Genomic DNA, 25,217 nt, shown 5'->3' on the forward strand with positions numbered 1-25,217 from the left:
TATGATGACGCCTGACCAACCTGGAGATTGCTATGAGCGACCACCGACCAGACGATATAGGGCAGACCGGCACATCCGGCGCGGGAGCAGGAAAGCGGACGGGCTCAACCACTCCCGACCCGCTTGAGTTGATCGAACAATGCCTCGCCTCTTTTCCTGAGAACGATCCGCGCCAACAGATCCTCTACAAGCTCCGCCACTCCGTCATGCTGGCGGCCGCCAGTCAGCAGCAACGGGAGGCCGAATTCAAAAAAATCAGCGAGGTCGTGGCGAAGCTGACGGCGCCGGCCAACCGGATCGGCACGTTGCTCGATCTGCCTGGCGAAGGCCTGGCGAGGATCATCGTCGGCGGGGCCGAGTATTATGCGAATGTGGATCCCCGTGTGGCGAATGCGGACTTAAAGATCGGTGCGCAGATTCTCGTGAACGAAGCCTATGCGGTCATCAAGACACTGGGCTACGACCTGAACGGGCCGGTGCTCAAGCTGACGGAAGCATTGCCGGACGGGCGGTTGCGTTTCGAGCAGGAGATGGGCCGCCAATCCATGATCCTCCAGCGGTCGAGCGACCTTGTGGGGGTAGAGCTGAAGGCCGGCGATGAATTGCGGATCGACCCGGGCCACCGGATTGCAATCGAGAAGCTGGAGGACCGGAAAGCCAGGACCCATGTCCTCGACGAAGTGCCGACGGTCACGTGGGAGCAGATCGGCGGCCAGCAGGAGGCGATCAGCGCGATTCGCAAGGCGATCGAATACCCCTTGCTGCATGCGGAGACGTTCCAGCAGTTCAAGTTCACGCAACCCAAGGGGTTCCTGCTCTATGGCCCGCCGGGCTGCGGGAAAACACTGATCGGCCAGGCTGCCGCAGCCAGTCTCTCGAAGCTCGTGAGCGAGTCGATGGTTGCCGGCGGGAAAACAGAGACGTTGCCCGCGATCACCGGCGGCGCATTCCTCCATATCAAAGGGCCCGAGATTCTGAATATGTGGCTCGGCGAGTCGGAGCGGATGGTGCGCGACCTTTTCGCCAAGGCCAGAGCCCGCCGCCGTGAGGGAGCGCTCCCGTTTATTTTCATCGACGAAGCCGAGTCGATTCTAGGGACGAGACGGGCGTCGCGTTCGTTCAATATTTCGAGCACGCTGGTTCCGATGTTTTGCTCAGAGATGGACGGGATCGAATCGTTGCGGGATGTCGTGATCATTCTCGCGTCGAATCGGCCGGATCTGATCGATCCCGCCGTACTGCGTCCGGGACGCATCGATCGCAAGATCAAGGTCAGCCGCCCGAATCGGGAATCGGCCGCCGAGATTCTGAAAGTCTATCTTACGGAGGAGCTGCCGCTGGATTCTTCCGTCATCGCCGACCGCGGCGGAGACAAGACGAAGGCCTTTGCTTCGCTGGTGGATGAGGTCATCGACCAAATTTACAAACGGACGGATGAGAACCGGTTGCTCTCCATCCGGCTCCGGAGCGGTCAGAATAAGGTGCTCTATCGGGGCGATCTTGTGAGCGGGGCGATTCTCTCGTCCATTATCCAGCGGGCGAAGGAAAAGGCGATCGATCGCATGATCCAATCCGGCCAGTCGGCCGGGCTCATCGCGCAGGATCTCTCTGATTCCGTATTGGCAGAGTTCCGCGAGGGGGAGATGCTGCCGCCCGATGATGCCGCGGAAGAATGGTTGAAGCTGCTCGACCATCATCCGGAGCAGGTCGTCGGCGTGTCGTCCTTCCGGCGCGGTCGGCAGACGGAAGAGCGCTTGATCAATCAGATTATCTAATGTTGCGTCTCTTCGGCATAGAAACAGAGTACGGGATTACGCGCGAGGATCTCGATGAGGTGGATCCGGTCGTCGAGTCCATGGAGCTGGTGCGCGCGCATCTGACGGCGTCGTTCGAACGGCGCTGGGATTATGGCGGAGAAGATCCGCACGATGATGCCCGGGGGTTTCGGGTGTCCGGGCTCCAACAGGATAAAGAAGAAGACGACTTCGCCAAGATCGATGCGCACCGGCCCTTTTCATTTCATGAGATGAAAAGCGACCTGGTGCTGCCGAACGGCGCCCGCTTCTACAACGACCATACGCACCCGGAGTATTCCAGCCCCGAATGTCGAACCTTGCGCGATTTGCTCGCGCACGATCGAGCGGGAGAGCGGGTGGTGCAACGCGCGGCCGAGCGGAGGAATCGAACCCTTGGTGGTCCGCATGTGCAGCTCTATAAGAACAATACCGATCTCCATGGCCATAGTTATGGCTGCCATGACAACTATCTCGTCTCGCGCTCAATCCCGTTTCAGCAACTGGTCGCAGGTCTCCTGCCGTTCTTAGTCAGTCGTCAGGTGATTGCTGGTGCCGGTAAAGTCGGTATCGAGGCGCAGGAGAGCGGTTTCGTTCCCGGGCAGTATCAGCTCTCACAGCGGGCCGATTTCATGGAGACGGATCTGAGCGTCGATACGATGCATAACCGGCCCATTCTCAATACCAGGGATGAGCCGCACGCCGTTCGGGAGAAGTATCGACGGCTGCATCTGATCATCGGCGATGCGAATATGTGCGAGTATGCGACGGCGTTGAAGGTCGGCACAACGCAATTGGTACTGGAGTTGATCGATCGGGGGGCTGCACCTGCGATTGAACTGGCCGATCCGGTTTCGGCGGTGAAGCAGATTTCGCGGGATCCCGACCTCAAAGCGACCGTGCGCCAGAAGCAGGGGCCGGCTCTTTCCGGTCTGGACATTCAGGAACAGTACTATACGGCAGCCAGGCGCATGCTGGCCGGCGCGGATGCTGAGACGGACTGGGTGCTGCGCGAATGGGGTGAGACCCTGGGGCTGCTCAAGCAGGATCGCAGTCAATTGGTCGGTAAGCTCGATTGGGTGACGAAGTTGTGGTTGCTGGAGACCTTTGTACGGGAAGAGCGGATCGGCTGGGATGATCCCTGGCTGGCGAGTCTGGATCTCGAGTACCACAATCTGAACGCCGACCGTGGACTGTACCTCGGGCTGGAAGCCGAAGGGAAGGCCTGGCGTATGACCACGGAGGCCGACATTGAGCAGGCCCTGTCCGCCGGTCCTCACGATACCCGCGGTGGGTTGCGGGGCCTGTGTGTGCGGCGGTTTTCCGATCAGATCAAGTCGATGCAGTGGGAGCGTATTCAGTTCTCGGGCGGGTTAAGGGGCAAGACGCTGGAGATGGGCGACCTGTTCGATCCGATCGAGGTGCGGGCTTATGCCGAGATTTTTGAACAGGCGGCGTCTCCGGCCGAAGCCGTGGCTGCCTGGAGTATAAGAAAGGAATCACAGTCATGATCTACCAGATGATGCCTGAGCGACGGGAGGGACCGGTTGATCCGATGCCGAAGGCGCCGAGTCCGTCGGAAGAGGGCGGCGGGCCGCGGCGGCCAGATACCGGGTCGCCAGACAAGGACAGTTTGATGAAGCGGATGAAGAAGGTCGATCCGAAACAGGCCGAGCGGTACCGGCAGCGGACAGGACAATAGAGGAAGCAGTGCTGAGTGCTGAGCCATAGGCTCAACTCAGGGAGCAGATTCCGAATACTCACTCAGCACTCAGGACTTTGAACGCAGCACTAGGGTGAACCGATGGGGATGCAGGGAGATTTTTTTCAGCTGTTGAAAGAGCAGGGCTATCAATTCGGCCAGCCGACGGTTGCCGGAGCGGGAGTCGATCTGCCGAGTGCGACGACGATTCTCGCGTTCAAGTATTGCGATGGCGTCCTCGTTGCCGGTGATCGCCGGGCGACGGCCGGCAACATGGTGATGTACGATCGGACGGACAAGGTCCTCGAAATCGATCGTCATAGTGTCATGGCCATCGCGGGGGTTCCTGCTACGGCCTATGAGATGGTGCGGATATTGGAGCACTCGTTCAAATACTACCGGCGGACTCAGCTTCAGGAGTTGAGCTTTGAGGGGAAGCTGCGTGCGGTATCGAAACTCTTGAAGGAAAATGTGGCCGCGGCCTTGGCGGGAACCGGCGCCGTGGTGCCGGTGTTTGCCGGCTATGACTTCGAGCAGGGCGCGGCCAAGATATTTTTCTACGACATTCTCGGCGCCGAGTTTGAAGGGGTTGAGTATGCGGTGTCAGGTTCCGGGTCGCCGACAATCCGCGGCATTCTGCACTATGTGAATACCTGGGGCGAGCGTCCCCTGGCGGTGATGACGGAGGAAGAGGCGACCGTGCAAGCGTTGCGTCTCTTAACCAGTGCCGCCGAGTTTGATTCGGCCACGGGCGGCGTCAATCGCGAGTCCAGCCTCTATCCGATTATCAAATTGATTACGCAGGACGGAGTGCGGGTAGTCCCTGACGACCGGTTGAAACCGCTCTTTGAATCCAAGGTGGTGCGCCATGCATGAAGCACGCTGTCGATGGCTTGGATCAGTCGGCAGTTGCCGGACGGGTAAGAGTCGATTGAATCTATTTTGCGAATCTAAGGTGGTGCGCCATGTATGAAGAACCCTACCGGTGGGTCGAAGCGGTCGGCAATCGCCGAACCTATCTCGATGAGCAGTTTCGGCAGGGGAGTCCGGTGGTGGCACTGGGCTACGACGGGGGGCTGCTCCTGACGACGGTCAGCAAAGGGACGTCGAAGCTCTATGAGATTTACGACCGGATTGCGCTCGGAGGCATGGGGCATCCGGCAGATCTGGAAAAGCTCCGATTCAGCCTGTTGGAGATGGCGCATACTGAAGGGTTTAACCGGTCTCCGTCGGATGTCACCGGCTCGCGGCTGGTGAAATACGGGATAGCTCCGGTCATCAAACAGGCTTTTGAAGAAGTCTATAAGGCGCCGTTTATCGTCAGGATTGTCCTGGCCGAGTTGGGTCAGAAGCCGGAGAGGGATACGCTGCTCACGATCAACTATGACGGGACGTTCGAAGAGCTTAAGGAGTATGCCGTGCTGGCCGCAACGAAGCAGGCGCAGGCGCGTATGCAGGAGTATCTGAAGGCGCAGAAACCGTCTCCCTGCCCGCTTGGGCAGGGCTTGCAGTTGGCTCTGCGCACCTGGGCGATCGGATCACTGGCGCATCAACAGGATTCGGCAGAGGCGTCGGCTGATGGCGGGCATGAGACCAGTCGCGAGACGATCGCATCGATTCCCGATCAGACTGCGTTGCTCGCGCATCTCCGTGAGGTGCTGGCGGATAAGACGCTGGAATGCGCGGTCCTGGAGCGGCAGCAGGTCGGTTCATCCAAATATCGTGCGCTGACGCCGGCCGAGCTCGCACGGTTGCTTCCCGGCGACTTTCAGGCCGTCGTGAATCGCTAATATGCTGAACCGTATGTGCTGGCTTGAAACGGAGTACGGACTGTTGGTGTATCGGGAAGGCCCCGAGCGCTCGCCGGCGTGGTGTGCCAGCCAGATGTACGATCATCGAGTTCGCGCGTACGATAGGGGCGCGCCAACATGCTGAACCGGATATTCGGGCTTGAAACGGAGTACGGACTCCTCGTCAATCAGGATCGGCCCGATCACTCCCCGACATGGTTTGCCCGCCAGATCCGGGATTATCTGTTCCAGGTTCAGCACCGAGGGGTGCTCGACCTGCACCATCGCGGGCATGATGAGCCGCCGGGGAACGGTGGTTTTCTGACCAATGCCGGGCGGATGTATCTCGACATGGGGCACCTCGAATATGCCTCGCCGGAATGCCAGTCGCTCGTGGATCTTGTCGCGGTCGATCGGGCCGGGGATCAATTGTTACAGGAGGCGATCGAGGCCTTGGGGTTCGGCGAGACCATTTCGCTCATCAAAAACAATATCGATCATGAAACGGACGCGACCTTCGGATCGCACGAGAACTATCTGGTCACTCGCCGGTTTCCCTTCAGTCGGAGAGGGTTGAGTCCTCTCGTCACTTTCCTGGTCACCAGACAGATTTTCGCCGGCTCCGGCCGTATCGGGGCGGCGAATCCGCAGGATGCCTGGATCCAGGTGGATCGCCTGATTGTGCCGCGTGGGGCGCTTCGTTCACATGGCCCGCAGACGATGATTCCCTATCAGATTTCGCAGCGGGCCGATCATATCGTGAACGATTTCTTCGAGTGGGTGCAGCAGAACCGCGCGATCGTCAATACCAGGGACGAGCCGCTGGCGGATCCCAATCAATACCGGCGTATTCATCTGCTCCTCGGCGATTCCAACATGGCCGAAGTGGCCACGGCGCTCAAAATGGGCACGACGGGACTGGTGTTGCAGTTGATCGAAGAGGGAAAGGCGCCGGCCGGCGTGGAGCTCGACGAGCCCGTCGAAACGCTGCAAGAGATCTCGCAGGATCAAGAGCGCCAGTGGATCGTGCGGTTGCAATCAGGCAAGACAATCTCAGCGATCGATATTCAAGAGCAATTTCTCGCGGCCGCGCGAGAAGCCTACGCCGGGCAGGATGAGGAAACGGACTGGGTGCTTGATCAGTGGGAATCTGTGCTGACGGATTTGCGCGGCGACTATGCCAAGCTGGTCGGCCGGGTCGACTGGGCCTCCAAATTATGGCTGCTCGAATCCTTTCGCGAGGCCGAACAGCTGGATTGGCAGGATCCGGCGCTCAAGAGCCTCGACCTCGAATATCATAATTTGCGTGCCGATCGAGGACTCTATTTCGGGCTGCTCGAAGAGGGGCGGGTGCCTCGCATGACGACGGACAAGGCGATTGCGCTGGCGATGGAACATCCTCCACGCAACACGCGCGCCTTCGGCCGGGGAGAGCTGGTTCGCCATATCCTAGCGGCGGGTCCACCTGAGGCCTTTGATGATCAGACTCAGGACCAGGGATTCTTCCCGGCCTATGTCATCAATTGGTCGATTTTCCAGATCAACGGGCGTACCCCGTTCCCCATGCCTGACCCCTTCAAAACCTATGTCCAGGACGTTCGCACCTATCTCCAATCCATCTGACCGGACCGTGACTCAGGCTCACCGCGTGCGCGCATAACACGCAGATTCTATGAAATCGCCGGCGGAATGATATGCTTGTCACGGGACGGGTGATTCGTCCCGCGACCAGCAGGAGGTCTACGATGAAAGCACGGACGTGGATGATGCAATATGGTGTGGCGATGATGCTTTCGTGCGCGTTCGCCTTAATTCTCGGGCAAGTTCCGCTGTTTCGTGAAACGGCCGTGGGAAAGTTAGCTGCTTCCGATCTGGTCCAGTTCCTCGGGTACGGTTGCACTATTGCCCTCGGCTGGCTTGGCGTGCGCCAGTTGGCGGCCGATCCTCCCGAGGAGTGGAAATGGCTGATGCCCTATCGGGCATTGATCCTCCCGATGACGATGCTGGTCACGGTGATTCTGGCCTATGGCGTCCTGTTGCTGGTGGGCGGTCCGTTTCTGAATAAGTTCGCCAAGGGAATCTACAACTGGGCGTTTATCGTGGGGATTGTGTCTGCCATTGCCTGGCTCATTGTGACCTGGGTTCGAACCTGCGCTCCGCTTGTCGCTGCGACTGCTTCCCGGCGTCTGAAGAGAGCCGCCTAGCGGATCGTTCCCGGTGGCGGCTTCTTGGTTGGGGCCGCGACGACGGCTACCGCGCGCGAGTCACAAACTCGACAATTCTGTTTTCCGCCCAGTAGGAGTCTTCACCGTTTTGGCTCAGGCTGAAGAATCCGCAATGTCCGCCATGGCGAGGCGCCAGAAGCGAGATGGATTGATTCCCGATGAGCTCGGGTTGAGCAAATAGTGAATAGGGAATGAATGGGTCGTCCTGGGCGGTGATGATCAAGGTCGGGACCGCGATTTGATGCAGCACATGCCGGGCTCCTGCGCGATCATAGTAATCGGCTCCGTCTCGATAGCCTCCGTCGCGGGCCGTGTAGCAGTCGTCGAATTGGCTGATGGTTTGCATCGAGCCCATCGGACGCAGATCCCACTTCCCCGGAAAGAGCCCAGCCTTCCGTTTCATGCGCGCTTTGAGCCGTGACAGGAAGTGGTGGTGATAGATCCAGTTGCGTGGTTGCTCCAGAGCCGCTACGCAGTGGGTCGGATCGATGTTCGGGCATACCGCGACGGCTCCTGAGAAGGCTGGTATCGCTCCTCCCATTTCACCGGCCGCCTTCAGCACCAGATTGCCACCCATCGAATAGCCCACCAGCCAGATGCGCGTCAGGCCGTCCGCCATCGCCAGTTCTCTGACAATCTCGCGATAATCGCTGCTCAGTCCACTGTTATAGAGGGTTGGCGTAAGGTGCTCGGTGCCGCCGCAGGTGCGTTGGTTTAGCCGCACGACATTGAATCCCCGTCGGTAGGCTTTTGCGGCTATCCCACGCATGTAATGGGAGTCTGCGCAGCCCTCCAGTCCATGAACAAGAATGAGTGTGGGTGATTCCAAGGAACGTGGCTGCCAGTGGCAGAATCCGAGGAGCTGCGTATTCGGTTCAGTGGTAAAGAGCCGTTCGCGCTGAGGGATCTGTCTCAGGGAGAGATCTCGTGGCCAGTACCGTGGCGCCAGGGTCATGAGATGCGCATTCCGGAGTATGGCTGGCGGAGCAAATCGGTCTGTGTGATTCATCTCGCCACATCATAAACAATATTTGCCCTGGAGCGTAGACTGAAAGTTCCACAGATGCGACTCACGATCGCCCCTCAAGCGGGGACGCCCAGCGACCGATAACGGGACCTGGGAGTTCGTATAAGGAGGCAGGCATGTTAACAGCAATCGGCGACGTCATGCGGCGGGTGTACGAGCGAGGGTGGATTACGACCAGAGACGGCAATATCAGTATGCGGAAACGCGAGGGCAAGTATCTCTATATCACGCCTTCCGGATGGCGAAAGACGATTGTGCATCCGGAGCACGTGGTTCGACTGGAGATTGTAAGCGATCCGGTGACGAATCAACTGATTCCCAAAGTTCGGGATGGACAGCAACCGTCCGGCGAACTCTGGATGCATTGGAATCTGCAACGGGACTCCAAAAAGACACGGACTGTGGTCCACGTGCATGCGACCCACATTGTATCGGCGATCTATGCAGGAGTGGACTTACAGGCCATGAGCGCTGAGTTTCCGGAGATCTCACGCTATACCAGGGTCGGTCGGACCGTCCCAGCCTTACCGGCGCTTTCTCGCGATCTGGCTGATGCCACGGCTGAATGTTTTGGGCTGCAGAAGGATGGGACTCTCGAATTCGACATCGTTGGGCAGGCAAACCACGGAGTCTGCGCTGTGGCCGTGGATCCATGGGCTGCCTATGAGCATATCGAGCGGTTGGATCATATTTGCGAGATTGTTCTGAAGAGTGGTGTCGCCGCACGCGCGTTCAATCAACGGGCATCGAGTCTGGCGGCATAATCGAACGACAGCTGAAACGAAAAGAGGGCTGACGGCATTGTGCCGTCAGCCCTCTTTATATTTTGGCTCCCCGGGCAGGACTCGAACCTGCGACCAGCCGGTTAACAGCCGGCTGCTCTACCAACTGAGCTACCGGGGAACGGAGAGTTCACATGGAAGCGGGACCCATTCTAGCAAAACTTCTTGCGGAGGGGGAGTCTTTTTTAGACGTCAAAGTCCTCAGTTTCATCTTCGTCGGAAGAGGCATCCGTATTGCCATCGGCTAACGCGGCATAGTGTTTCGCCCAGGTCAGATAGAGATTTCCGCTATCCCGCATCGTATCGGCTGCTTTCACGAGCTTATCGACGAGTTCAGGATCTTTCCCCGAGGCTTGGATTTGCGCCGCGCGCCGCTCGATTGCCTTGGGGTATTGCGTGATCAGACCGGAGATCTTTGCGAGGAGCTCATTGATGACGTTGTCTTCAGTGTCCATGGGGTCCCTCTTCTCTCAACAAAAAACCCCATAGCGCGGACGCTATGGGGTTTCCCGTTATTCACATCGTAATGGATTAGCCTTGGTAGGCTTGTCCCAGAGCTGCTGACTCGCCTTTTTTCGCCATCAGCTGACCGGTGGCGCTCACGGCCTGCATCTCAATCGCATGGTGCTTTGCGGCGTCGCAAACGACCACGCACAGTTCGCACCCCTTGCAGCGATCAATATTGACCTCGGCGACCATCTTGCTGGAGTTCAGGTCCAGGCAGTTGGCTTCCGGGCAATACATGATGCAGAGGCGGCAGCCCTTCTTGGCAGTGCATTTCTCATCGATGACTTGCGCTACGTTATACATGCGACGTAGTTCCTTCTCTTACGCGGCTACGGCAGGATTGCCGACTCGTAACTCGATCTTGTTCTTATCCGCCCATTCGCTGGCGATTTCATAGGCCGCCTTCACGGTGGCCAGATTCTTGGCGAGCAGCATTTCCTTCTTGGCGAACTTCTTCTTGATCGCTTCGTCCAGTGAAGCCGTACCGCCTGACGCGACGAACTTCTTTCCGAAGCGCTCTTGAAGCGCGCCATCCAAGGCCTCCATCGAGACGCACTTGGTAATGCCTGCCACAGATCCGATCATGGCCATGTTCGTGGACAGCTCGGTGCCAGCGACTTCGATCGCGAGCTCAGTCCCGGCGATATAAAACAGAGCGACGTTCAAATCTTTGAGCCGCTGAATGTCTTCTTCTGACAGAAGGGGCTGCGCGGAGTTGATAACCACGACGCCGCCTTCTTTCACGCCGGAATAGAATGGCATCGTATAGCTCTTGCCCATCGTGATGACCTGAGGGTGAAATACCTGGATCACATCCGGGAATACCAATTCGCCGCGGTCGTAGATCCGCTCGATGCCGATACGGCAATAGCTCTCCGCCGGAGCCATCCGCTTCTCCGCTCCAAAGAACGGGTTGGAGATCGAAAACTTTCCGTCCCGGTTTGCGGCCATGGCCAAGACATGGGCTGCGGTGACCGCGCCCTGTCCGCCTAAACCCGACATCCGGATATTGAGTCTCTTCTTAATCATGGACAACCTCCGGTTTCGTTAGGCTTGCCCGGCCAATTGCTTGGCGGCCGCTTTCCGTTCTTTATCCTTCGCAGCTAGTTCGGCCAGCAATTGCTTGGCCGGCTCGCTGACGTATTCCTTGTACGCGAACCGCTCGGTCGGCTTTTCGGAGTCACGCATCTCCTGAAGGCCTTCCATGCTGTTCTTCCCGATTTCCAGAATGCAGGGCGTATAGAGCTGGAGATAGGTCGGGCCGATCTCGCGCGCAATATGCACGGCGTTACGGATGACTTTCTCGACCAGGGAGGGCTTGCTGACGGTGCAATTCACTACGTAGTGACAGCCGGACTCGCGGGCGATTTCCGGCAACCGGACCTTGTCGAACAGCTTGCCGACCGGAGCCATCTTGGCGACAAATCCCTTCTGCATCAGTCCGCTCTCCTGGCCGCCGGTGTTGGCGTAGAGTTCGTTGTCGAAGCAGATCGTGGTGAACTTTTCCTGGCGGAACCAGGCTTGAAGGGTCATATCGAGGCCGATGTCAACGGTGGCGCCGTCACCGGCGAGGACCACGACGTCTTTCGTCCGGCCTGGAAAGCGGACACTCAGGGCGCGCTTCAACCCGGACGCGATGGCGTTCTGGTTGCCGAAGAGAGAGTGAATGTTGTGGACAGCCACCATCGGGAACACCAAGCTGGTGCAACCGGTTGAACCAACCATCACGGTGTCTTCCGGATTGGGGAGTGAGGCCAGGATATAGCGGAACGCCATGGACTCCGGGCAGCCCGCGCAGAGTGAGTGCTGCTCGATGAGTTCCTTGCTGTTACCGATATCTTTCCAGCCACGATCTTCCTTGCCGTAGGTCGCGCTCTTGACCAGGTCCTGATAATCGGACGGCATGATGTCGTAGAGGGCTTCTGAAATCTGAATACGTTCTTTACTCATATATGCCTCCTCAAAGGGGTCTCGTTCAATATTAGGTAGCTTGCCCGTTCGTTAAGTTGTTCAGCTCCCACGACCAGCCAGGGAGACGGTCTTCATCCCGAGCACTGTTTTGATTTCCTGAACGATGATTTCCGGCGGCATCGTCATGCCTCCGCACACGCGCGGACCGGAATGGACTCGATGGTGATTGGGAATCGTCGCCTTGATTTCTTTCGCCAGCCACCCGGTGACGTTAAACTCCGGCACGAAAATGTGCTTCGCGTTTTTCGTGGCTTCCCGGATTTCCTCTTCCGGCCAGGGGCGCAGGGACTTTACTTTCACCAGTCCGCAGCGGATGCCTTCGTCCTCTAAGAGGCGGATGGCTTCGCGTCCCTGTGAGACGGCTGTCCCGGAGGCCACGATCATGATCTCGGCATCGGTATTCTCAGTATCGACCAGTCCGTTGATCCACTTGATGGTATGTTTTCTTGAGCGTTCAATCGCCGCCCAGATTTCCTGCTGCCAGCTGGCATGGGTGGCGTAGCTGATGTAGTTACTCTTCATGACGAAGGGATCGCGCATCATCCGGACCGGCGGACATTCCATGTCCATGCAGGGGACCGGTGAGCGGTAGGGGTCGTAGGGCGGTAAACACATGTCGGCCGGAGTCAAATTTACGACGTCCTTCGTGTGTGTCACAAAGAATCCGTCGCAGCAGAGCGCGAGGGGCAAGTGCACGTCCGGCTCTTCCGATACCATGTAGCCTTTGAGGATCCAGTCGAAGAAGTCTTGCGCGGTTTCCGCATGCCAGACCAGCATTCCGGTATTCAACAAGTACGCGATTTCGAGTGTGTCCGGTTGGATAGAGAGCGGCGAGTTGATGCCGCGGCACGTGACGATCATTTGAATCGGCAGCCGCGCACCGGACCACATGGGGAAGTTTTCCATGGCGCGCATTGTGCCGGGGCCCGCAGTCGTCGTGAAGACACGCGCGCCACCGAATGCGGCGCCGGCGCACTGGGACATGACGGCAAACTCACTCTCACCGCGGAAGTAGTCACCGATGTAGCCTTCCGCGAACAATTCGCCGATCAACGCCGCGGCTTCACTCTGCGGGGTGATCGGATAGGCAATCATGACGTCGCAACTGGCGCGTCTCAACGCTTCTTTAATGACTTCGCTACCTGTATAGAACGACGGAGTACGCGGGGCGTCGTTCATCATCGTCCAGGTATCGGTAAAGGTCTGCCCTTTTTTATTTTTTGTCCCGATGAGGGATTTATTCTCTGCCATGGACCTAGCCTCCTTTCACTGCACGGGGAGTTTCAAACGGTTTAGTTTGACGCCCCGCTCTTGGCTGACGTCAGCCGTGGTTGGACTGTCCCTTTCAACTTTCTCACCCAGTCTGCCAGGGTCATGATTTTTTCGACCGATGCATCGCGGAATGAGAGCATCGCGTCTTCATGGCCGGCTTGCGCACACATTGCAATTGTGTAGCATGAGGTCCCGCCCCGAATAATCTTGAGCGACAGGTTCGCCTGGTGGCAATGCACACCGATGAACATGCAGCAGTCAATCTTGTTGTGCCAGATGGTCAGATTCGGATGGTTGGGGTTGATTTCAACTTCGGGATTGATCTTGGGGTACTTGGGGCGATAGTCCGGCATGGGAATCAGCATGGGCTTTTGGCCTGGCTGCACACATTCCTTCAGTGTGTTGTACAGATGGCGGATTGCCGTCGCCTTTTTGGCGGCCTTTTCATTCCAAGCCCAGAGCACCAAGGGCCCAGGGAAGAGGGTCGGCACTTTGGCCATCAAGAATTGCTTGGCAGCTTCTTCATAGGCTTTTTCTTCGGAGACAATGACGCCGTTGATGTGGGCTTCGCCTGGGTTCGGTAACCGAATGCCCATACTGGCGGCAGCGGGGGGCAGAAAGTGTTCTGGTCCTGGAAGCACGCGGTATTGACTCATTACGCCTTACTCTCCGGGCAAAAGGGTGAAGGGCCTCAGCAACGACTCAGTTCTGACTCTTGAATCCTGTCAACACTCTAAGCTTTTCTCTACACCTTCTGCAACCTCACAGAAGGCCCACCTCCCGGAGCTTTTGGGCTATAAAGGCAGAGTTAGATTAGGCCTTTAGGGACTACCAACTGTGGGCTCAGAGCGTGTGATTCTGACTGCAATTTGGCCGACATTATAGGGGGCAGACTTTTTCCTTGTCAAACACGATACGGCCGATTCTGCCCTGGAAGGCGCCTCGTCAAACTGTATTGGATTGACGGGTCAGGGGAGCTGCTCACAGGCGGCTGAAGCGCCGAGAATGCAGGCTTGCTCAAAGTCCTCTTTGGCGAGACGTCCTTGGAGTTGTTCCTGGTAGAGCTTGCCACGCATGAAGAGCGCCTGGAGGTGCGTAGGGTCTATGCCGATGACGACGCTCAAATCATCAATAGCTTGCGCAGGCTGATTCATCTTTTGATGGAGTTCGCCTCGGAGGAGGTAGGCCTCTTTTTGAGAAGGGATCCAGCTTTCAGAGACCGATAAGTTGAGGGTCCGATTGAGGGTCGTCATCGCGGGCCCCCATTGCTTGGCAGATACCAGTTTGCGGGCCTGAGTGGTGGTAACGCGAATGAGCCTCTGGCGGGCGATGTCGAAAAACGGGTCGATTTCCAAGGCCTGCGCGTAAGCCCTTTCGGCCTCTTCCGGCTGATTCAGCCACGTATTCACATCTCCTTGTCCGAGAAGTGCCCACGGATTTCTTGCGTCCAAAATGAGGGCGCGGTCAAAATCCATTCGAGCACAGTCGATAGACTCCGAGTATTCACTCGGGTGAGATTTGTTGAAAAAAGCCAGAGAAGCCATCTTTAGATAGGTCTGTCCCCTGACGATCAACGGATCTACGAACTGAGGATCCAGGGTTGTGGCTTGTGATGTCAGGTCGATTTTCTGGCGAAGGTCGTGTGAGTGGAGGGCAGTCTCCAAGAGGTGGCGCGCCTGTTCCTGCGGGCCTGTGCGTCCTGGTGGCTCGATGACGAGCGTGCGCACCCCTGCGGGCGGCGCCTGTGTCTCGCGGAGTTGCGCCTTGAGCTCGGCATTTTCCTTTTGTAATTGTCGGAAATGTGCGGCTAATTGCTCTTCGGACCGCCATCGGCGAACAGCCTCTTGGAGCTGATCTAAATTCACAACGGCTCGAATGCGAATGGTGAAAACCGGTCGATCATGCTCAAAGCTGCGCCGGGATTCCAGCACGTCCGTTTTGGTAATGGCCGCAGCGAGCGTTCGAATCTCAAGGGAGCTGATTTGCGTGCGTTTCCCGTTCCGAACCGATTCATAATCGTGGAAAGTTGATTCGAGATAAATTCCGGCCTCCTCAACGGCTTTGCGTTGGGCGCGTTGCAGAACTTTGTCTTCCGCCATAGCCAACGTATCCCCGTCGGCCATGACATATTGTCCTTCGGCCACAACCGTGGTTTCGGTTGCGGTGGCGCCAGGGGCAACGAGAAAGAGTATGGATAGCGACAGGGTGAGACGTGTGAGCGGCAACAAAATCGAGCGATTCATAGTGTAACTATACCGCGCGATATCTGGACGGACAATGCACCCAAGGTAGGGCTAGCGCTTGAATCTTAGTTAGGCCAAGGAATGGTGAGATGAAATATTGTGAAGTGCAGAAGTGCCCAACTTATTTGGGCAATACCTGCATGAACGGGTGAACTTCAACCCGCTCAAAGACGCCGTTCACCATATAGGGATCCTGGTTGGCGAAGTGTTCGGCCTCAGCCTGCGACTCGAACTCCAGCACCATCAAACTGCCGGCTTTGTCTGTGAGAGGACCGGCAAGAATGACGCGGCCTTGTTGCGCTAATGGTTCAAGATTGGCGAGGTGGGCTGGGCGATGGATTTTCCGTTTCGCTTCTCCTTCAGGGCCGTCGTAACCAAGAATTACAAATTTCATCGTAGATCTTTCTTCGCGAGCAGGTCTGGCTCACTAATTTCGTTATGAACGGGATTTAGGCAGGGCCTTCAAGGGGGCATCGGTCTTTGTATCCATGCGTCACTTCATGCCACCAACGGACTTCGGTTTCTCCAAGTTTCCAGCAGAGATACACGATTCGTCCGTCACGGGCGTGAGGAAAGTCGCACAGGCCTAGATCGATATCTTTCACGTGGACACCCAATTCATGGATGGCGTGAAGATTGGAACTAATCGTTTGCAGGCTGATCACGTATTGGGTTCCCACAGACGTTCCGCCTCCATAGAGCGCTTGTTCTGAGGCCTTACGGACCTCATCGCGCGTTCGGACGAGGACAGACTTGAATTGCTTGACGGTCTCCAGGTGGGTTTGGAGCTGCGGAATGAGTTGATTCGCTTCAAATAGCGTAAAGACTCGTCCCGGACTGTCTTCATCTCGATCTTCAGCCATAGTCGTCGGTACTCCTTGAGGCTGTGTATCACAGCCCTTTTCCCGATTCAATGGGAGCGGGCGCTTTACGTAGAGACGGCCGGAGAATGGAGAAAAATGTTTTGTTCTGTTGACAATGGAGGGAGCCATGCGTATCATCCGCTGTAGCATTCACATTTGATGCGAATCGCTCTCCACGTAATTTCAACCTCCGGAATCTTTCTCGAATCGAAACCACACTGAGTTGGTCAGCATCGAAGTAGAAGGCGAACGCCACTAATATCCATTGATCACGGTCAATTTCTCAGATGTTTCGGAGACTCGGGGCAGCATCTTCATAACCATGAAACGTGCGTAGCCAAGGCACCGTACGAATCGTCCTCTCAAAACTACGATATCGCTGATTCAAACACAAACACACATCTGTTCCGACGAATGGTCAATCAATCTAGTGAGTTCTTGTTCATGACAACAGAGCCGATGGCTCGATAGGAGTGCTATGCAAGCTGCTAAGGGAGAGGTCATGTATTTGGCGGAGTTGAAGCAGAAATCCATCGCCGATCTGAACGAGGTGGCGCGTGACCTCAAGATCGAAGGATCGGCCAATCTGCGGAAACAGGAGCTCATCTTCGCCATTCTTCAAGGCCAGACCGAAAAGAACGGCGTCGTCTACGGAGAAGGCGTTCTGGAAACCCTTCCGGACGGATTTGGATTTTTGCGCGCTCCCGACTCCAACTATCTCCCGGGGCCCGACGATATCTATATTTCGCCGTCGCAAATTCGCCGGTTTAATTTGCGTACCGGTGACACCGTCTCAGGGCAGATCAGGCCTCCCAAGGAGAGCGAGCGGTACTTTGCGCTGCTCAAAGTCGAGAAGGTCAACTACGAAGACCCGGAAGTCTCGCGGGATAAGATCCTCTTTGACAACCTGACGCCTCTCTATCCCGAAGAACGACTCAATCTCGAATTTGACCGCGAAGAATATTGCACGCGCGTGATGGACTTAACCACGCCAATCGGGAAGGGTCAGCGCGGACTGATCGTGGCCGCTCCCCGCACCGGTAAGACGATGTTGCTCCAAGCCCTTGCGCGGGCCATCCTGAAGAATCACAAAGAAGTGACGCTGATCGTGTTGTTGATCGACGAGCGGCCGGAAGAAGTCACCGACTGGCAGCGGCAGGTCAAGGCCGAAGTCATCAGTTCGACGTTCGATGAGCCGGCACAGCGCCATGCGCAAGTCGCTGAAATGGTGCTGGAGAAGGCTAAACGATTGGTCGAGCACAAGAAGGACGTCGTGATTCTGTTGGACAGCATTACGCGTCTCGCACGTGCGTATAATACCATCGCTCCGCCCAGCGGCAAGGTCCTCTCCGGCGGTCTCGATTCCAACGCGCTGCAGCGGCCCAAGCGCTTCTTCGGTGCCGCCCGCAACATCGAGCACGGCGGGAGCTTGACGATCATGGCCTCTGCGCTGGTCGATACCGGCAGCCGCATGGATGACGTGATCTTCGAAGAGTTCAAAGGAACCGGCAATATGGAAGTCCATCTGGATCGTCGCTTGGCCGACAAGCGCCTCTTCCCGGCGATCGATATCAGCAAGTCCGGAACCAGAAAAGAAGAGTTGTTGGTGGATAAGGATCGGCTCAATAAGATGTGGATCTTGCGGAAGGTCCTGAGCCCGTTGGGAACGATGGAAGCGATGGAGTTCCTGATGGACAAAATCGGCGGGACCAAAACCAATCAGGAATTCCTGCAATCCATGAATCGGTAGGAGCCGCTTGTTTCTACCCCTGTGGTTCGGATAGAGTGCATCGCTCCTGGCGTGGGGCCAGGAACCTGAACGAATGTTTGGCAAGGAGTCGTAGGTCATGCAAAAGGGTATTCATCCAATGTATCGGGAAGCCACGGTCCATTGCGCTTGTGGCAACTCATTCAAGACGCGCACGACCATCGGGGAAATCAGCGTCGATATTTGCGGTGCCTGTCATCCGTTTTTTACCGGCACGCAAAAAATTATCGATACCGAAGGACGGGTCGAACGGTTTAAGAAGAAGTACGCGAAGAAGGACAAGTAGCCACTCTACGTGTCATAGAAGAGACCCTGCTTCGCCCTGGAGCAGGGTCTCTTTGTTTTTTGGCCTGATCGAACGTTAGGATGCTCAAAAAGGCCGTCCAGCAAGGCCGCAGCGAGTGAAGTACCGAGGCGTACCCTGTGAGGTACGTTGAGGGGTCTGAGCGAAGCGAGAACGCTGCTGGCGGACTTTTTCAGCATCCTGCTAGGAACGAGAACGATGGAAGCCGCCCTACTCAAAAAATGGGAATCTGTGGCATCGCGATTCCAAGAGTTGACCGATCAGCTCATGGACCCCTCGGTCGTCAGTCAGCCGGCCCAACTCCACAAGCTGAGCAAGGAGCGGGTAGATCTTGAGCCGGCGGCGCAGTTGTTTGAGAGCTACCGCGGGAACGTCCGACAGCTTGAAGAGGCGGCGCAGATTCTTGCCGACCCCTCAGCCGGTAGTGACATGCATAAGATGGCGACCGATGAAACGAATGAGTTGCAGCGGCAGCAAGCGATCATGGAAGAGCAGGCCAAAGAGTTCCTGATCCCGAAAGATCCACGGGACGCGAAGAGCCTGTTGCTGGAAATCCGGGCCGGGACCGGTGGCGATGAAGCCGCCTTATTCGCCGGAGAACTCTTTCGCCTCTATAGCAAGTATGCAGAGCAGAAAGGGTTCAAGGTTGATACCGTCGAGGCCACCGAAACCGGCATAGGCGGGTATAAGAACATCACGGCATTGATCGAGGGCAAGGGGGCCTATAGTCATTTTAAGTACGAAGCCGGCGTGCACCGCGTGCAGCGTGTGCCGGTGACGGAAGCGGCCGGCCGGATCCATACGTCCACCGTGACGGTGGCAGTCATGCCGGAAGTCGACGAAATCGACGTCAAGATCGATCCGGGAGATCTCCGAATCGATACCTTCTGCTCCTCCGGCGCCGGCGGGCAGAGCGTCAATACGACCAAGTCTGCGGTGCGCATTACTCATATCCCCACCGGGGTGGTGGTCAGTTGTCAGGACGAACGGTCGCAACTGAAGAATCGCACGAAAGCCATGCGGACCTTGCGCGCAAGAATTGTTGAGGCGGAGCGGGAAAAGCACGACGCAGAGATCGCCCAGAACAGAAAATCCCAGGTCGGGACCGGCGAGCGGAGCGAGAAGATTCGTACCTACAACTTCCCGCAGAATCGCGTCACCGACCATCGGGTCGGCATGACGTTGCACAAGCTTGAATTGGTGATGGAAGGTGATCTGGATGAATTTGTCCAGGCGTTGAAAGCGCAACAGCAGCAGATCGACACAGCCAACGTGTAGGGGACTATGGCGGCCCTTGTCATGCCAGAGCTGAAGACGGTGGGTGCCCTCGTTGCGTGGGCTCGGCAGTCCTTGGTCCAGGCCGGGGTGAGCAACGGGGCGCAGGAGGCGAGGTGGCTCTTGGAGCACGCGCTTGCGGTACGAAGTCACCAGTTGGTGAGTCAGGTGGACCGGTTGGTCTCTCCCGATGTCTGGGCCTGTATTGAGTCCCTGGTCGCACGGCGTGTGGCCCGTGAACCACTCCAATATCTGCTTGGGACGCAAGAGTTTTGCGGACTCGAATTCGCTGTCAGCTCCGCCGTGCTGATTCCCCGTCCTGAGACGGAATTGCTGATCTATCACGTTATGGACCATGTCCGATCTCTTCCCGATGCCACCATTGTTGATGTGGGAACGGGTTCCGGTTGCCTGTCGATCACATTGGCCGCTCGACTGAAGGGGCAGCGCGTCATTGCAATTGACCGATCTCCGGAGGCGCTGGCGGTGGCGCAGGCCAACGCGATGAGACATGGGGTGCGTGATCGGATTGAATGGCTCGAAGGGGATCTGCTGTCGCCACTTCACGCTCGGCAGGCGGCTGACACGATCGACGTCATTGTCTCAAACCCACCCTACATTTCCGAATCCGATTGGACTGGCCTGGAGCCGGAAGTCCGGGTATTTGAGCCGCGCATGGCATTGGTCGGGGGAGTGCAGGGAACGGAATTTCACGAGCGGTTGCTGCGCGAATCCCGGGAATTTCTCGTTCCAGGCGGGTGGCTCGTCATGGAAATGGGGGCGGGGCAAGCCCCGACGGTTCGGCGGTTAGTAGCGGAGATCGGCGGGTATGGGGGGCTTCGGATTATCGAAGATGCGGCAGGGATCGAACGGGTGGTCATGACTCAGCGGGTGGAATAGGAAGCACAACGTCGATGGATGAGATTGTCATTACGGGTGGAAATCGGTTGCGCGGAGAAGTCCGGATCAGCGGGGCGAAGAACTCGGCCCTTCCCATTCTGGCCTCGACCATCTTAGGTGGCGGTGAATGTGTCATTACGAATGTCCCCCGGGTGGTCGATGTGCTGACGATGGGGAAACTCCTCGGCATTCTGGGGGCTCAGGTCTCCCATGAGGCCAACCGTGCCGTCATTAAAGCTGACGTGATTCATTCTACAGAGGCGCCGTATGACCTGGTGAAAACCATGCGTGCCTCAGTGTTGGTATTGGGACCCTTGCTCGCTCGCTGGGGGGAAGCGAAGGTTTCGTTGCCGGGCGGCTGTGCAATCGGTTCCCGACCGGTAAACCTCCATTTGGCCGGGTTGGCAAAATTAGGAGCTGACATTTCGATCGAGCATGGGTATATCACCGCGAGGGCGAAGCGGCTGAAGGGTGCGCGGATCTATTGCGATACCACGACGGTGACCGGTACGGAAAACCTGATGATGGCCGCCTCCCTCGCCGAGGGGACCAGCGTTATCGAAAATGCGGCGAAAGAGCCGGAAATCGTAGACCTTGCCGAGTTTCTGAACAAGCGCGGCGCCCGTATCGCAGGGGCCGGGACGGATATGCTCACGATTGAAGGTGTGCGGGAATTGCACGGTGCGGATCATGAGGTGATCCCGGATCGCATCGAGGCCGGCACGCACCTCGTAGCCGGGGCGATCACGAATGGAGATGTCACGATTACCCATTGTCGTCCCGTTCATCTTGAAGCGGTCTTGATGAAGTTGCGGGAAGCGGGTGCGGACATTCAGGTCGAGGCCCAGACGGTGCGAATCAGGCGGAATGGACGGCTCAAGGGGACGGATGTCCGGACCTTACCGTTTCCCGGGTTCCCGACGGATATGCAGGCGCAGATGGTCGCGCTGATGGCGATTACGGAAGGCACGAGCGTGGTCACGGAGACGGTGTTTGAAAGCCGTTTCATGCATGTGGAAGAGCTGCGACGGATGGGAGCGGATATTCGGGTCGAAGGTAATCGCTTGATCGTCACGGGACGTCCCACGCTGACAGGAGCGCCGGTCATGGCTTCGGACCTTCGTGCCAGCGCGGGGCTCATTCTGGCCGGCTTGGCCGCCGAGGGTGCGACGGAAGTACAGCGGGTGTATCACCTCGATCGCGGCTATGAGCGTATTGAAGAAAAACTGCGGGCGGTTGGGGCGAACATTGAGCGCCGAAAGACAACCCCCGCCACAGGAGTCCGTTAGAGGGATCTATGCTGACGATTGCGCTCTCGAAGGGGAAGTTAATCGAACCGACGCTGGAACTGTTCCGCCGGGCCGGCTATGACAGCGCAGGGTTAGTGGGGGAGAGCCGGCGGTTGATCTTTCCTTGTCCTGAGATCGACACCACCTTCTTGATTGTGCGGCCGAGCGACGTGCCTACCTATGTGGAATACGGGGGTGCCGACGCCGGAATCGTCGGGAAAGACGTGCTGATGGAACAGGACAGCGACGTTTATGAGCCATTGGATTTGCTGTTCGGAGCGTGTAGAATCTCGGTCGCTGCGCTCCGGGCCGAGGTCGCGTGCGATCGGCTGTCATCCAAGGTTCGCGTCGCGACGAAATATCCCAGGATCACCGAGCGCTTTTTCAACCAGCGCGGGGTCCCGGTCGAAATCATCAAGCTGTACGGCTCAATTGAGTTAGCGCCGGTTGTGGGACTGGCGGATCGGATCGTCGACCTCGTCGAGACCGGCAGTACGCTCAAGGCGCACGATCTGGTCGAAGTGGACCTGATTGCCCAGTCGACCGCACGCTTCATCGCGAACCGGGCAAGCCTCAAGCTCAAACATGCACCACTGATGGATATGATTCGCCGGTTGCGGAAGGCCGTGGCGGATTCTCAGAAACCACCATCGATGCCACGGGGCAATACAGGATTGAAACGAGCTTCCATATCAGCGAAGGATCGCGCATGAAAATTCTCACGCAGGCTGATCGGTCGTTTGCCGCGACGGTGAAGAAGGTCGCCTTGCGCGGGGCGGTTCAGAGCAATGCGGTTGAAAAAACCGTTCGGACGATCCTCCAGGCAGTCCAACGCGGCGGCGATCGTGCGGTCTTGCGCTACACGAAGCAGTTTGATCGTGTCGCGCTCAAGGCCGAGGCGCTGAGAGTGTCTCCTGAGGAAATCAAAGAAGCCTATCACCATATCCGCAAAGACGAAGGCGATGCCCTCCGGTTTGCCGCGCAGCGGGTCACCGCGTTTCACGAGCGCCAGCGCACGAAGACCTGGATGTATCAGGATGAGACCGCGACATTGGGACAAGTCGTGACGCCGGTGGATGCGGTGGGAGTCTATGTGCCCGGTGGCAAAGCGGTGTATCCCTCGTCGGTGCTGATGTGTGCCATTCCCGCTAAAGTGGCCGGTGTCGAGCGGATCGTGATGGTCACGCCGCCGCAGAAGGGCCCCATCAATCCCTATCTGCTGGTGGCCGCTGATATCGCCGGAGTGACGGAGATCTATCGTGTCGGCGGCGTGCAGGCGGTCGCCGCGCTTGCTTACGGCACCAAGACGATCGCGAAGGTCGACAAAATTGTCGGTCCCGGAAATATTTATGTGGCGACGGCGAAGCGCTTGCTCTACGGAACGGTCGGTATCGACATGATCGCCGGCCCCAGCGAGTTGCTGGTAGTTGCCGACGCCGATGCGGAGCCGGCTCATGTCGCCGCGGATCTCCTCTGCGAAGCCGAGCATGATGAAGATGCGCAAGTCTTTCTGGTGACGAATTCCGAGCGACTGGCCAAAGACGTGTCCAAACTGATCGACAGCCAGTTGAAGGGGCTACAGCGGGAAAAGATCGCTTCGAAGTCGATCGCGCGGCACGCGGTGGCCTTTGTCGTGACGACAATGGATGAAGCCATCGACCTGGCGAACGAAATCGCCGCCGAGCACCTGACCCTCTCAGTGGACAATCCCTTCGACTATCTGGAGAAAGTCCGCCACGCGGGGGCCTTGTTCCTGGGCCGGTATACCCCGCCGTCTGTAGCGGATTATATTGCCGGGCCGAATCACGTGTTGCCGACCGGCGGGTCCGCGCGGTTTTTCTCCGCCTTGTCCGTCCATGATTATGTGAAGACCAGCAATATCGTGCACTACACGAAAGAGGAGTTGAGGAAGGTGAAAGATCATCTGGTGCGTCTCGCGCATATCGAAGGATTCGATGCGCATGCCAAGTCGGCTGAAAGCAGGTTCTCATGAAGAAGCGCGGATCGGCATCGCGGCAGGCCTCGATTCATCGCGCCACCAAAGAAACCGATATTTCCGTCGAGTGGACGATCGACGGCCGCGGGCAAGGCAAGATCGACACCGGCATCCGCTTCTTCGATCACATGCTGGAGCTGCTGGCTAAGCACGGCTTCTTTGACCTGACGGTCAAAGCCAAAGGCGATATCGATATCGATGAACACCACACGGTTGAGGACGTCGGAATCGTGATGGGTAAGGCGTTGCATCAAGCGCTGGGCGAGAAGGCGGGGATCAAGCGATTCGGGTTTGCCTCGGCGCCGTTGGATGAAACGCTTGCCCAGATCACCGTGGATCTCAGCGGACGGCCGTATCTCGTCTATAACGTGGCCTTGCCGGATCGGAAGATCAAGGCGTTCGACTTGGGTTTATTCGAGGATTTTTTCCAGGCCTTCGTGACGCATGGCGGATTGAATCTGCACGTGAACCTCCTGTATGGCCGCAATCCGCATCACATCATGGAAGCCATTTTCAAAGGCCTGGCCAAAGCCCTCGATCAAGCGACCATGCCGGAAGAACGGCTCGCGGGGAAAGTTCTCTCTACAAAGGGGATGCTGTAAAAAAGGCCGCGCTTTGAATCTGTTTTAATCCAGGGCCTTCGCCCACAATGGTTTGTGCGGATCACAGACGGAGGATGTGGCCTGAGTCCAACAATTTTTCGAGCGGGAGGATTTCGCTTTTATTTCTTTTCCCGTGAGGAAACACGGATGCACGTCCATGTGTATTGTGAACGTGGCGAAGCGAAGTTCTGGCTGGAGCCGACCATTGAATTGGCGCAAAATTCAGGTCTGAACGCCCGGCAGGTCCGGCTCGCGAATACTCTCATCGAGGAGCACGAGAATGAAATCCGCAACGCTTGGCAAAGCCACTTCGGGCGCTGAGGTGATGAGCATCTCAAAGCACGGGTTCTGGCTGCTCCTGGCCGACGAAGAGCTCTTTATCCCTTTCAAAGAGTTTCCCTGGTTCAAGGAGGCCTCGGTCTTAGAAATTCTGAAAATTGAGTGGCCGCAGCCGAATCACCTCTATTGGCCTGACCTTGATATCGATGTGGCCGTGGAGTCCATCAGGCATCCAGAGAAGTTCCCGCTGATCTCGAAGCACCCGCGCCAAGCTAGGCGGTCCAGACGTCCGGTAAAAGCGGGCCGTTGAATGAGGGCAATTGGGGCTGGTTCGCGAAGGGGCCGGGAATTGGCATAGACGTGATGGTCGCACCTACACACATCATGGAAGCCATTTTCAAAGGGCTGGCCAAAGCCCTCGATCAGGCCCCTATGCCGGAAGAACGGCTGGCCGGAAAAGTCCTCTCGACCAAGGGAATGCTCTAGAAGGGCTAGGAGCCTGTCCGAGTAATGTGCATTTTGGACTGGACAGGCAGCGGGCATTGTGGTTTCTAGGCGGCATGGCTAAAACATTCAAATCCTGGGACGTCGATCAGCCGGTACTGCTCCCTCCGTCCGTGCAGGAGCTG

29 protein-coding genes and 1 tRNA gene are annotated in these 25,217 nt (G+C 57.4%); 19 read left to right on the plus strand and 11 right to left on the minus strand.

All coding sequences use genetic code 11. From position 1 onward, the window contains the following. Positions 1-32 precede the first annotated feature (32 nt). The 7 genes from Q8N04_00875 (at position 33) to Q8N04_00905 (ending at position 7,489) form a co-directional block, all read left to right on the plus strand. Positions 33-1,775, plus strand: a complete 1,743-nt coding sequence (locus Q8N04_00875; GenBank protein MDP3089205.1) for an AAA family ATPase — start codon at positions 33-35, stop codon at positions 1,773-1,775. Further along, the gene (locus Q8N04_00880; GenBank protein MDP3089206.1) at positions 1,775-3,304 is read left to right on the plus strand and encodes a proteasome accessory factor PafA2 family protein; all 1,530 of its coding nucleotides are present in this window, start codon (positions 1,775-1,777) and stop codon (positions 3,302-3,304) included. Before Q8N04_00875 ends, Q8N04_00880 begins: the two co-directional genes overlap by 1 nt. Continuing rightward, positions 3,301-3,495 carry a ubiquitin-like protein UBact gene (locus Q8N04_00885; GenBank protein ID MDP3089207.1) on the plus strand — a complete coding sequence of 65 codons (195 nt, stop codon included), beginning with the start codon at positions 3,301-3,303 and terminating at the stop codon, positions 3,493-3,495. The genes Q8N04_00880 and Q8N04_00885 overlap by 4 nt, the downstream gene beginning before the upstream one ends. 102 nt (positions 3,496-3,597) lie before the next feature. Next, positions 3,598-4,371, plus strand: coding sequence for a proteasome subunit alpha (locus Q8N04_00890; GenBank protein ID MDP3089208.1), 774 nt, complete (start codon positions 3,598-3,600; stop codon positions 4,369-4,371). 89 nt (positions 4,372-4,460) lie between these two features. Then, positions 4,461-5,285, plus strand: coding sequence for a hypothetical protein (locus Q8N04_00895; GenBank protein MDP3089209.1), 825 nt, complete (start codon positions 4,461-4,463; stop codon positions 5,283-5,285). Positions 5,286-5,423: 138 nt separating this feature from the next. Next, entirely contained in the window at positions 5,424-6,908 is a 1,485-nt protein-coding gene (locus tag Q8N04_00900; protein ID MDP3089210.1) for a proteasome accessory factor PafA2 family protein, read from the plus strand. A 122-nt stretch (positions 6,909-7,030) separates the two neighbouring features. Beyond that, positions 7,031-7,489: a hypothetical protein gene (locus Q8N04_00905; protein MDP3089211.1), complete on the plus strand. Its 459-nt coding sequence runs from the start codon at positions 7,031-7,033 to the stop codon at positions 7,487-7,489. A gap of 46 nt (positions 7,490-7,535) precedes the next feature. Here the strand turns inward: Q8N04_00905 and Q8N04_00910 are convergent, their stop codons facing one another. Then, complete coding sequence (locus tag Q8N04_00910; GenBank protein MDP3089212.1) at positions 7,536-8,519, minus strand: alpha/beta fold hydrolase; 984 nt, start codon at positions 8,517-8,519, stop codon at positions 7,536-7,538. Positions 8,520-8,653: 134 nt separating this feature from the next. Here Q8N04_00910 and Q8N04_00915 point away from each other — a divergent pair, with 134 nt between their 5' ends. Continuing rightward, positions 8,654-9,301 carry a class II aldolase/adducin family protein gene (locus tag Q8N04_00915; protein MDP3089213.1) on the plus strand — a complete coding sequence of 216 codons (648 nt, stop codon included), beginning with the start codon at positions 8,654-8,656 and terminating at the stop codon, positions 9,299-9,301. 63 nt (positions 9,302-9,364) lie between these two features. Here the strand turns inward: Q8N04_00915 and Q8N04_00920 are convergent. From Q8N04_00920 to Q8N04_00965, 10 genes are all read right to left on the minus strand, one after another. After that, a tRNA-Asn gene (locus Q8N04_00920) sits at positions 9,365-9,440 on the minus strand. Positions 9,441-9,504: 64 nt separating this feature from the next. After that, entirely contained in the window at positions 9,505-9,774 is a 270-nt protein-coding gene (locus Q8N04_00925; protein MDP3089214.1) for a hypothetical protein, read from the minus strand. A gap of 76 nt (positions 9,775-9,850) precedes the next feature. Further along, the gene (locus Q8N04_00930) at positions 9,851-10,129 is read right to left on the minus strand and encodes a pyruvate ferredoxin oxidoreductase (GenBank protein MDP3089215.1); all 279 of its coding nucleotides are present in this window, start codon (positions 10,127-10,129) and stop codon (positions 9,851-9,853) included. Between the two features lie 18 nt (positions 10,130-10,147). Then, on the minus strand, positions 10,148-10,855 hold the full coding sequence (locus Q8N04_00935; protein MDP3089216.1) for a 2-oxoacid:acceptor oxidoreductase family protein: 708 nt from the start codon (positions 10,853-10,855) through the stop codon (positions 10,148-10,150). An 18-nt stretch (positions 10,856-10,873) separates the two neighbouring features. Next, positions 10,874-11,776 (minus strand): thiamine pyrophosphate-dependent enzyme, encoded by a 903-nt coding sequence (locus tag Q8N04_00940; GenBank protein ID MDP3089217.1) that lies wholly within the window; start codon positions 11,774-11,776, stop codon positions 10,874-10,876. A 60-nt stretch (positions 11,777-11,836) separates the two neighbouring features. After that, positions 11,837-13,048, minus strand: coding sequence for a transketolase C-terminal domain-containing protein (locus Q8N04_00945; GenBank protein ID MDP3089218.1), 1,212 nt, complete (start codon positions 13,046-13,048; stop codon positions 11,837-11,839). Between the two features lie 41 nt (positions 13,049-13,089). After that, positions 13,090-13,725, minus strand: coding sequence for a carbon monoxide dehydrogenase beta subunit family protein (locus Q8N04_00950; protein MDP3089219.1), 636 nt, complete (start codon positions 13,723-13,725; stop codon positions 13,090-13,092). Positions 13,726-14,037: 312 nt separating this feature from the next. Then, positions 14,038-15,312, minus strand: coding sequence for a hypothetical protein (locus Q8N04_00955; GenBank protein MDP3089220.1), 1,275 nt, complete (start codon positions 15,310-15,312; stop codon positions 14,038-14,040). A 121-nt stretch (positions 15,313-15,433) separates the two neighbouring features. Continuing rightward, positions 15,434-15,706 carry a YciI family protein gene (locus tag Q8N04_00960; GenBank protein MDP3089221.1) on the minus strand — a complete coding sequence of 91 codons (273 nt, stop codon included), beginning with the start codon at positions 15,704-15,706 and terminating at the stop codon, positions 15,434-15,436. A gap of 55 nt (positions 15,707-15,761) precedes the next feature. Beyond that, the gene (locus Q8N04_00965; GenBank protein MDP3089222.1) at positions 15,762-16,175 is read right to left on the minus strand and encodes a DUF2203 domain-containing protein; all 414 of its coding nucleotides are present in this window, start codon (positions 16,173-16,175) and stop codon (positions 15,762-15,764) included. A gap of 502 nt (positions 16,176-16,677) precedes the next feature. On the opposite strand from Q8N04_00965, the gene rho reads away from it, so the two are divergent. The 11 genes from rho (at position 16,678) to Q8N04_01020 (ending at position 25,074) form a co-directional block, all read left to right on the plus strand. Further along, positions 16,678-17,925, plus strand: a complete 1,248-nt coding sequence (gene rho, locus Q8N04_00970) for a transcription termination factor Rho (protein ID MDP3089223.1) — start codon at positions 16,678-16,680, stop codon at positions 17,923-17,925. A gap of 97 nt (positions 17,926-18,022) precedes the next feature. Then, positions 18,023-18,229: a 50S ribosomal protein L31 gene (gene rpmE / locus Q8N04_00975; GenBank protein MDP3089224.1), complete on the plus strand. Its 207-nt coding sequence runs from the start codon at positions 18,023-18,025 to the stop codon at positions 18,227-18,229. A 216-nt stretch (positions 18,230-18,445) separates the two neighbouring features. After that, positions 18,446-19,525: a peptide chain release factor 1 gene (gene prfA, locus Q8N04_00980; GenBank protein MDP3089225.1), complete on the plus strand. Its 1,080-nt coding sequence runs from the start codon at positions 18,446-18,448 to the stop codon at positions 19,523-19,525. 21 nt (positions 19,526-19,546) lie between these two features. Next, a complete protein-coding gene (prmC, locus tag Q8N04_00985) occupies positions 19,547-20,422 on the plus strand; it encodes a peptide chain release factor N(5)-glutamine methyltransferase (GenBank protein MDP3089226.1) in 876 nt (291 codons plus the stop codon). Between the two features lie 14 nt (positions 20,423-20,436). Beyond that, positions 20,437-21,711, plus strand: coding sequence for a UDP-N-acetylglucosamine 1-carboxyvinyltransferase (murA, locus tag Q8N04_00990; GenBank protein ID MDP3089227.1), 1,275 nt, complete (start codon positions 20,437-20,439; stop codon positions 21,709-21,711). Positions 21,712-21,719: 8 nt separating this feature from the next. Continuing rightward, entirely contained in the window at positions 21,720-22,424 is a 705-nt protein-coding gene (gene hisG / locus Q8N04_00995) for an ATP phosphoribosyltransferase (GenBank protein MDP3089228.1), read from the plus strand. Beyond that, entirely contained in the window at positions 22,421-23,704 is a 1,284-nt protein-coding gene (gene hisD / locus Q8N04_01000; protein ID MDP3089229.1) for a histidinol dehydrogenase, read from the plus strand. The genes hisG and hisD overlap by 4 nt, the downstream gene beginning before the upstream one ends. After that, the gene (gene hisB / locus Q8N04_01005) at positions 23,701-24,309 is read left to right on the plus strand and encodes an imidazoleglycerol-phosphate dehydratase HisB (protein ID MDP3089230.1); all 609 of its coding nucleotides are present in this window, start codon (positions 23,701-23,703) and stop codon (positions 24,307-24,309) included. Before hisD ends, hisB begins: the two co-directional genes overlap by 4 nt. 147 nt (positions 24,310-24,456) lie before the next feature. Next, positions 24,457-24,630: a DUF4160 domain-containing protein gene (locus tag Q8N04_01010; protein ID MDP3089231.1), complete on the plus strand. Its 174-nt coding sequence runs from the start codon at positions 24,457-24,459 to the stop codon at positions 24,628-24,630. Then, positions 24,590-24,898 carry a DUF2442 domain-containing protein gene (locus Q8N04_01015; GenBank protein ID MDP3089232.1) on the plus strand — a complete coding sequence of 103 codons (309 nt, stop codon included), beginning with the start codon at positions 24,590-24,592 and terminating at the stop codon, positions 24,896-24,898. Before Q8N04_01010 ends, Q8N04_01015 begins: the two co-directional genes overlap by 41 nt. Positions 24,899-24,948: 50 nt before the next feature. Then, entirely contained in the window at positions 24,949-25,074 is a 126-nt protein-coding gene (locus tag Q8N04_01020) for a hypothetical protein (GenBank protein ID MDP3089233.1), read from the plus strand. Positions 25,075-25,217 lie beyond the last annotated feature (143 nt).

It is taken from the genome of Nitrospira sp. (genome assembly GCA_030692565.1).
Taxonomy (GTDB): domain Bacteria; phylum Nitrospirota; class Nitrospiria; order Nitrospirales; family Nitrospiraceae; genus Nitrospira_D.

Coding starts and splice junctions, on each gene's coding strand:
- Q8N04_00890 (MDP3089208.1), top strand. CDS start 3,598: ATGGGGATGCAGGGAGATTTTTTTCAGCTGTTGAAAGAGCAGGGCTAT.
- Q8N04_00875 (MDP3089205.1), top strand. CDS start 33: ATGAGCGACCACCGACCAGACGATATAGGGCAGACCGGCACATCCGGC.
- prfA (MDP3089225.1), top strand. CDS start 18,446: ATGGAAGCCGCCCTACTCAAAAAATGGGAATCTGTGGCATCGCGATTC.
- Q8N04_00965 (MDP3089222.1), bottom strand. CDS start 16,175: ATGGCTGAAGATCGAGATGAAGACAGTCCGGGACGAGTCTTTACGCTA.
- Q8N04_00960 (MDP3089221.1), bottom strand. CDS start 15,706: ATGAAATTTGTAATTCTTGGTTACGACGGCCCTGAAGGAGAAGCGAAA.
- murA (MDP3089227.1), top strand. CDS start 20,437: ATGGATGAGATTGTCATTACGGGTGGAAATCGGTTGCGCGGAGAAGTC.
- Q8N04_00910 (MDP3089212.1), bottom strand. CDS start 8,519: ATGAATCACACAGACCGATTTGCTCCGCCAGCCATACTCCGGAATGCG.
- Q8N04_00885 (MDP3089207.1), top strand. CDS start 3,301: ATGATCTACCAGATGATGCCTGAGCGACGGGAGGGACCGGTTGATCCG.
- Q8N04_01010 (MDP3089231.1), top strand. CDS start 24,457: ATGCACGTCCATGTGTATTGTGAACGTGGCGAAGCGAAGTTCTGGCTG.
- Q8N04_01015 (MDP3089232.1), top strand. CDS start 24,590: ATGAAATCCGCAACGCTTGGCAAAGCCACTTCGGGCGCTGAGGTGATG.
- hisD (MDP3089229.1), top strand. CDS start 22,421: ATGAAAATTCTCACGCAGGCTGATCGGTCGTTTGCCGCGACGGTGAAG.
- Q8N04_00915 (MDP3089213.1), top strand. CDS start 8,654: ATGTTAACAGCAATCGGCGACGTCATGCGGCGGGTGTACGAGCGAGGG.
- rho (MDP3089223.1), top strand. CDS start 16,678: ATGTATTTGGCGGAGTTGAAGCAGAAATCCATCGCCGATCTGAACGAG.
- Q8N04_00955 (MDP3089220.1), bottom strand. CDS start 15,312: ATGAATCGCTCGATTTTGTTGCCGCTCACACGTCTCACCCTGTCGCTA.
- Q8N04_00925 (MDP3089214.1), bottom strand. CDS start 9,774: ATGGACACTGAAGACAACGTCATCAATGAGCTCCTCGCAAAGATCTCC.
- Q8N04_00945 (MDP3089218.1), bottom strand. CDS start 13,048: ATGGCAGAGAATAAATCCCTCATCGGGACAAAAAATAAAAAAGGGCAG.
- Q8N04_00905 (MDP3089211.1), top strand. CDS start 7,031: ATGAAAGCACGGACGTGGATGATGCAATATGGTGTGGCGATGATGCTT.
- Q8N04_00895 (MDP3089209.1), top strand. CDS start 4,461: ATGTATGAAGAACCCTACCGGTGGGTCGAAGCGGTCGGCAATCGCCGA.
- Q8N04_00880 (MDP3089206.1), top strand. CDS start 1,775: ATGTTGCGTCTCTTCGGCATAGAAACAGAGTACGGGATTACGCGCGAG.
- prmC (MDP3089226.1), top strand. CDS start 19,547: ATGCCAGAGCTGAAGACGGTGGGTGCCCTCGTTGCGTGGGCTCGGCAG.
- Q8N04_00935 (MDP3089216.1), bottom strand. CDS start 10,855: ATGATTAAGAAGAGACTCAATATCCGGATGTCGGGTTTAGGCGGACAG.
- Q8N04_00930 (MDP3089215.1), bottom strand. CDS start 10,129: ATGTATAACGTAGCGCAAGTCATCGATGAGAAATGCACTGCCAAGAAG.
- Q8N04_00940 (MDP3089217.1), bottom strand. CDS start 11,776: ATGAGTAAAGAACGTATTCAGATTTCAGAAGCCCTCTACGACATCATG.
- Q8N04_00900 (MDP3089210.1), top strand. CDS start 5,424: ATGCTGAACCGGATATTCGGGCTTGAAACGGAGTACGGACTCCTCGTC.
- Q8N04_00950 (MDP3089219.1), bottom strand. CDS start 13,725: ATGAGTCAATACCGCGTGCTTCCAGGACCAGAACACTTTCTGCCCCCC.
- rpmE (MDP3089224.1), top strand. CDS start 18,023: ATGCAAAAGGGTATTCATCCAATGTATCGGGAAGCCACGGTCCATTGC.
- hisB (MDP3089230.1), top strand. CDS start 23,701: ATGAAGAAGCGCGGATCGGCATCGCGGCAGGCCTCGATTCATCGCGCC.
- hisG (MDP3089228.1), top strand. CDS start 21,720: ATGCTGACGATTGCGCTCTCGAAGGGGAAGTTAATCGAACCGACGCTG.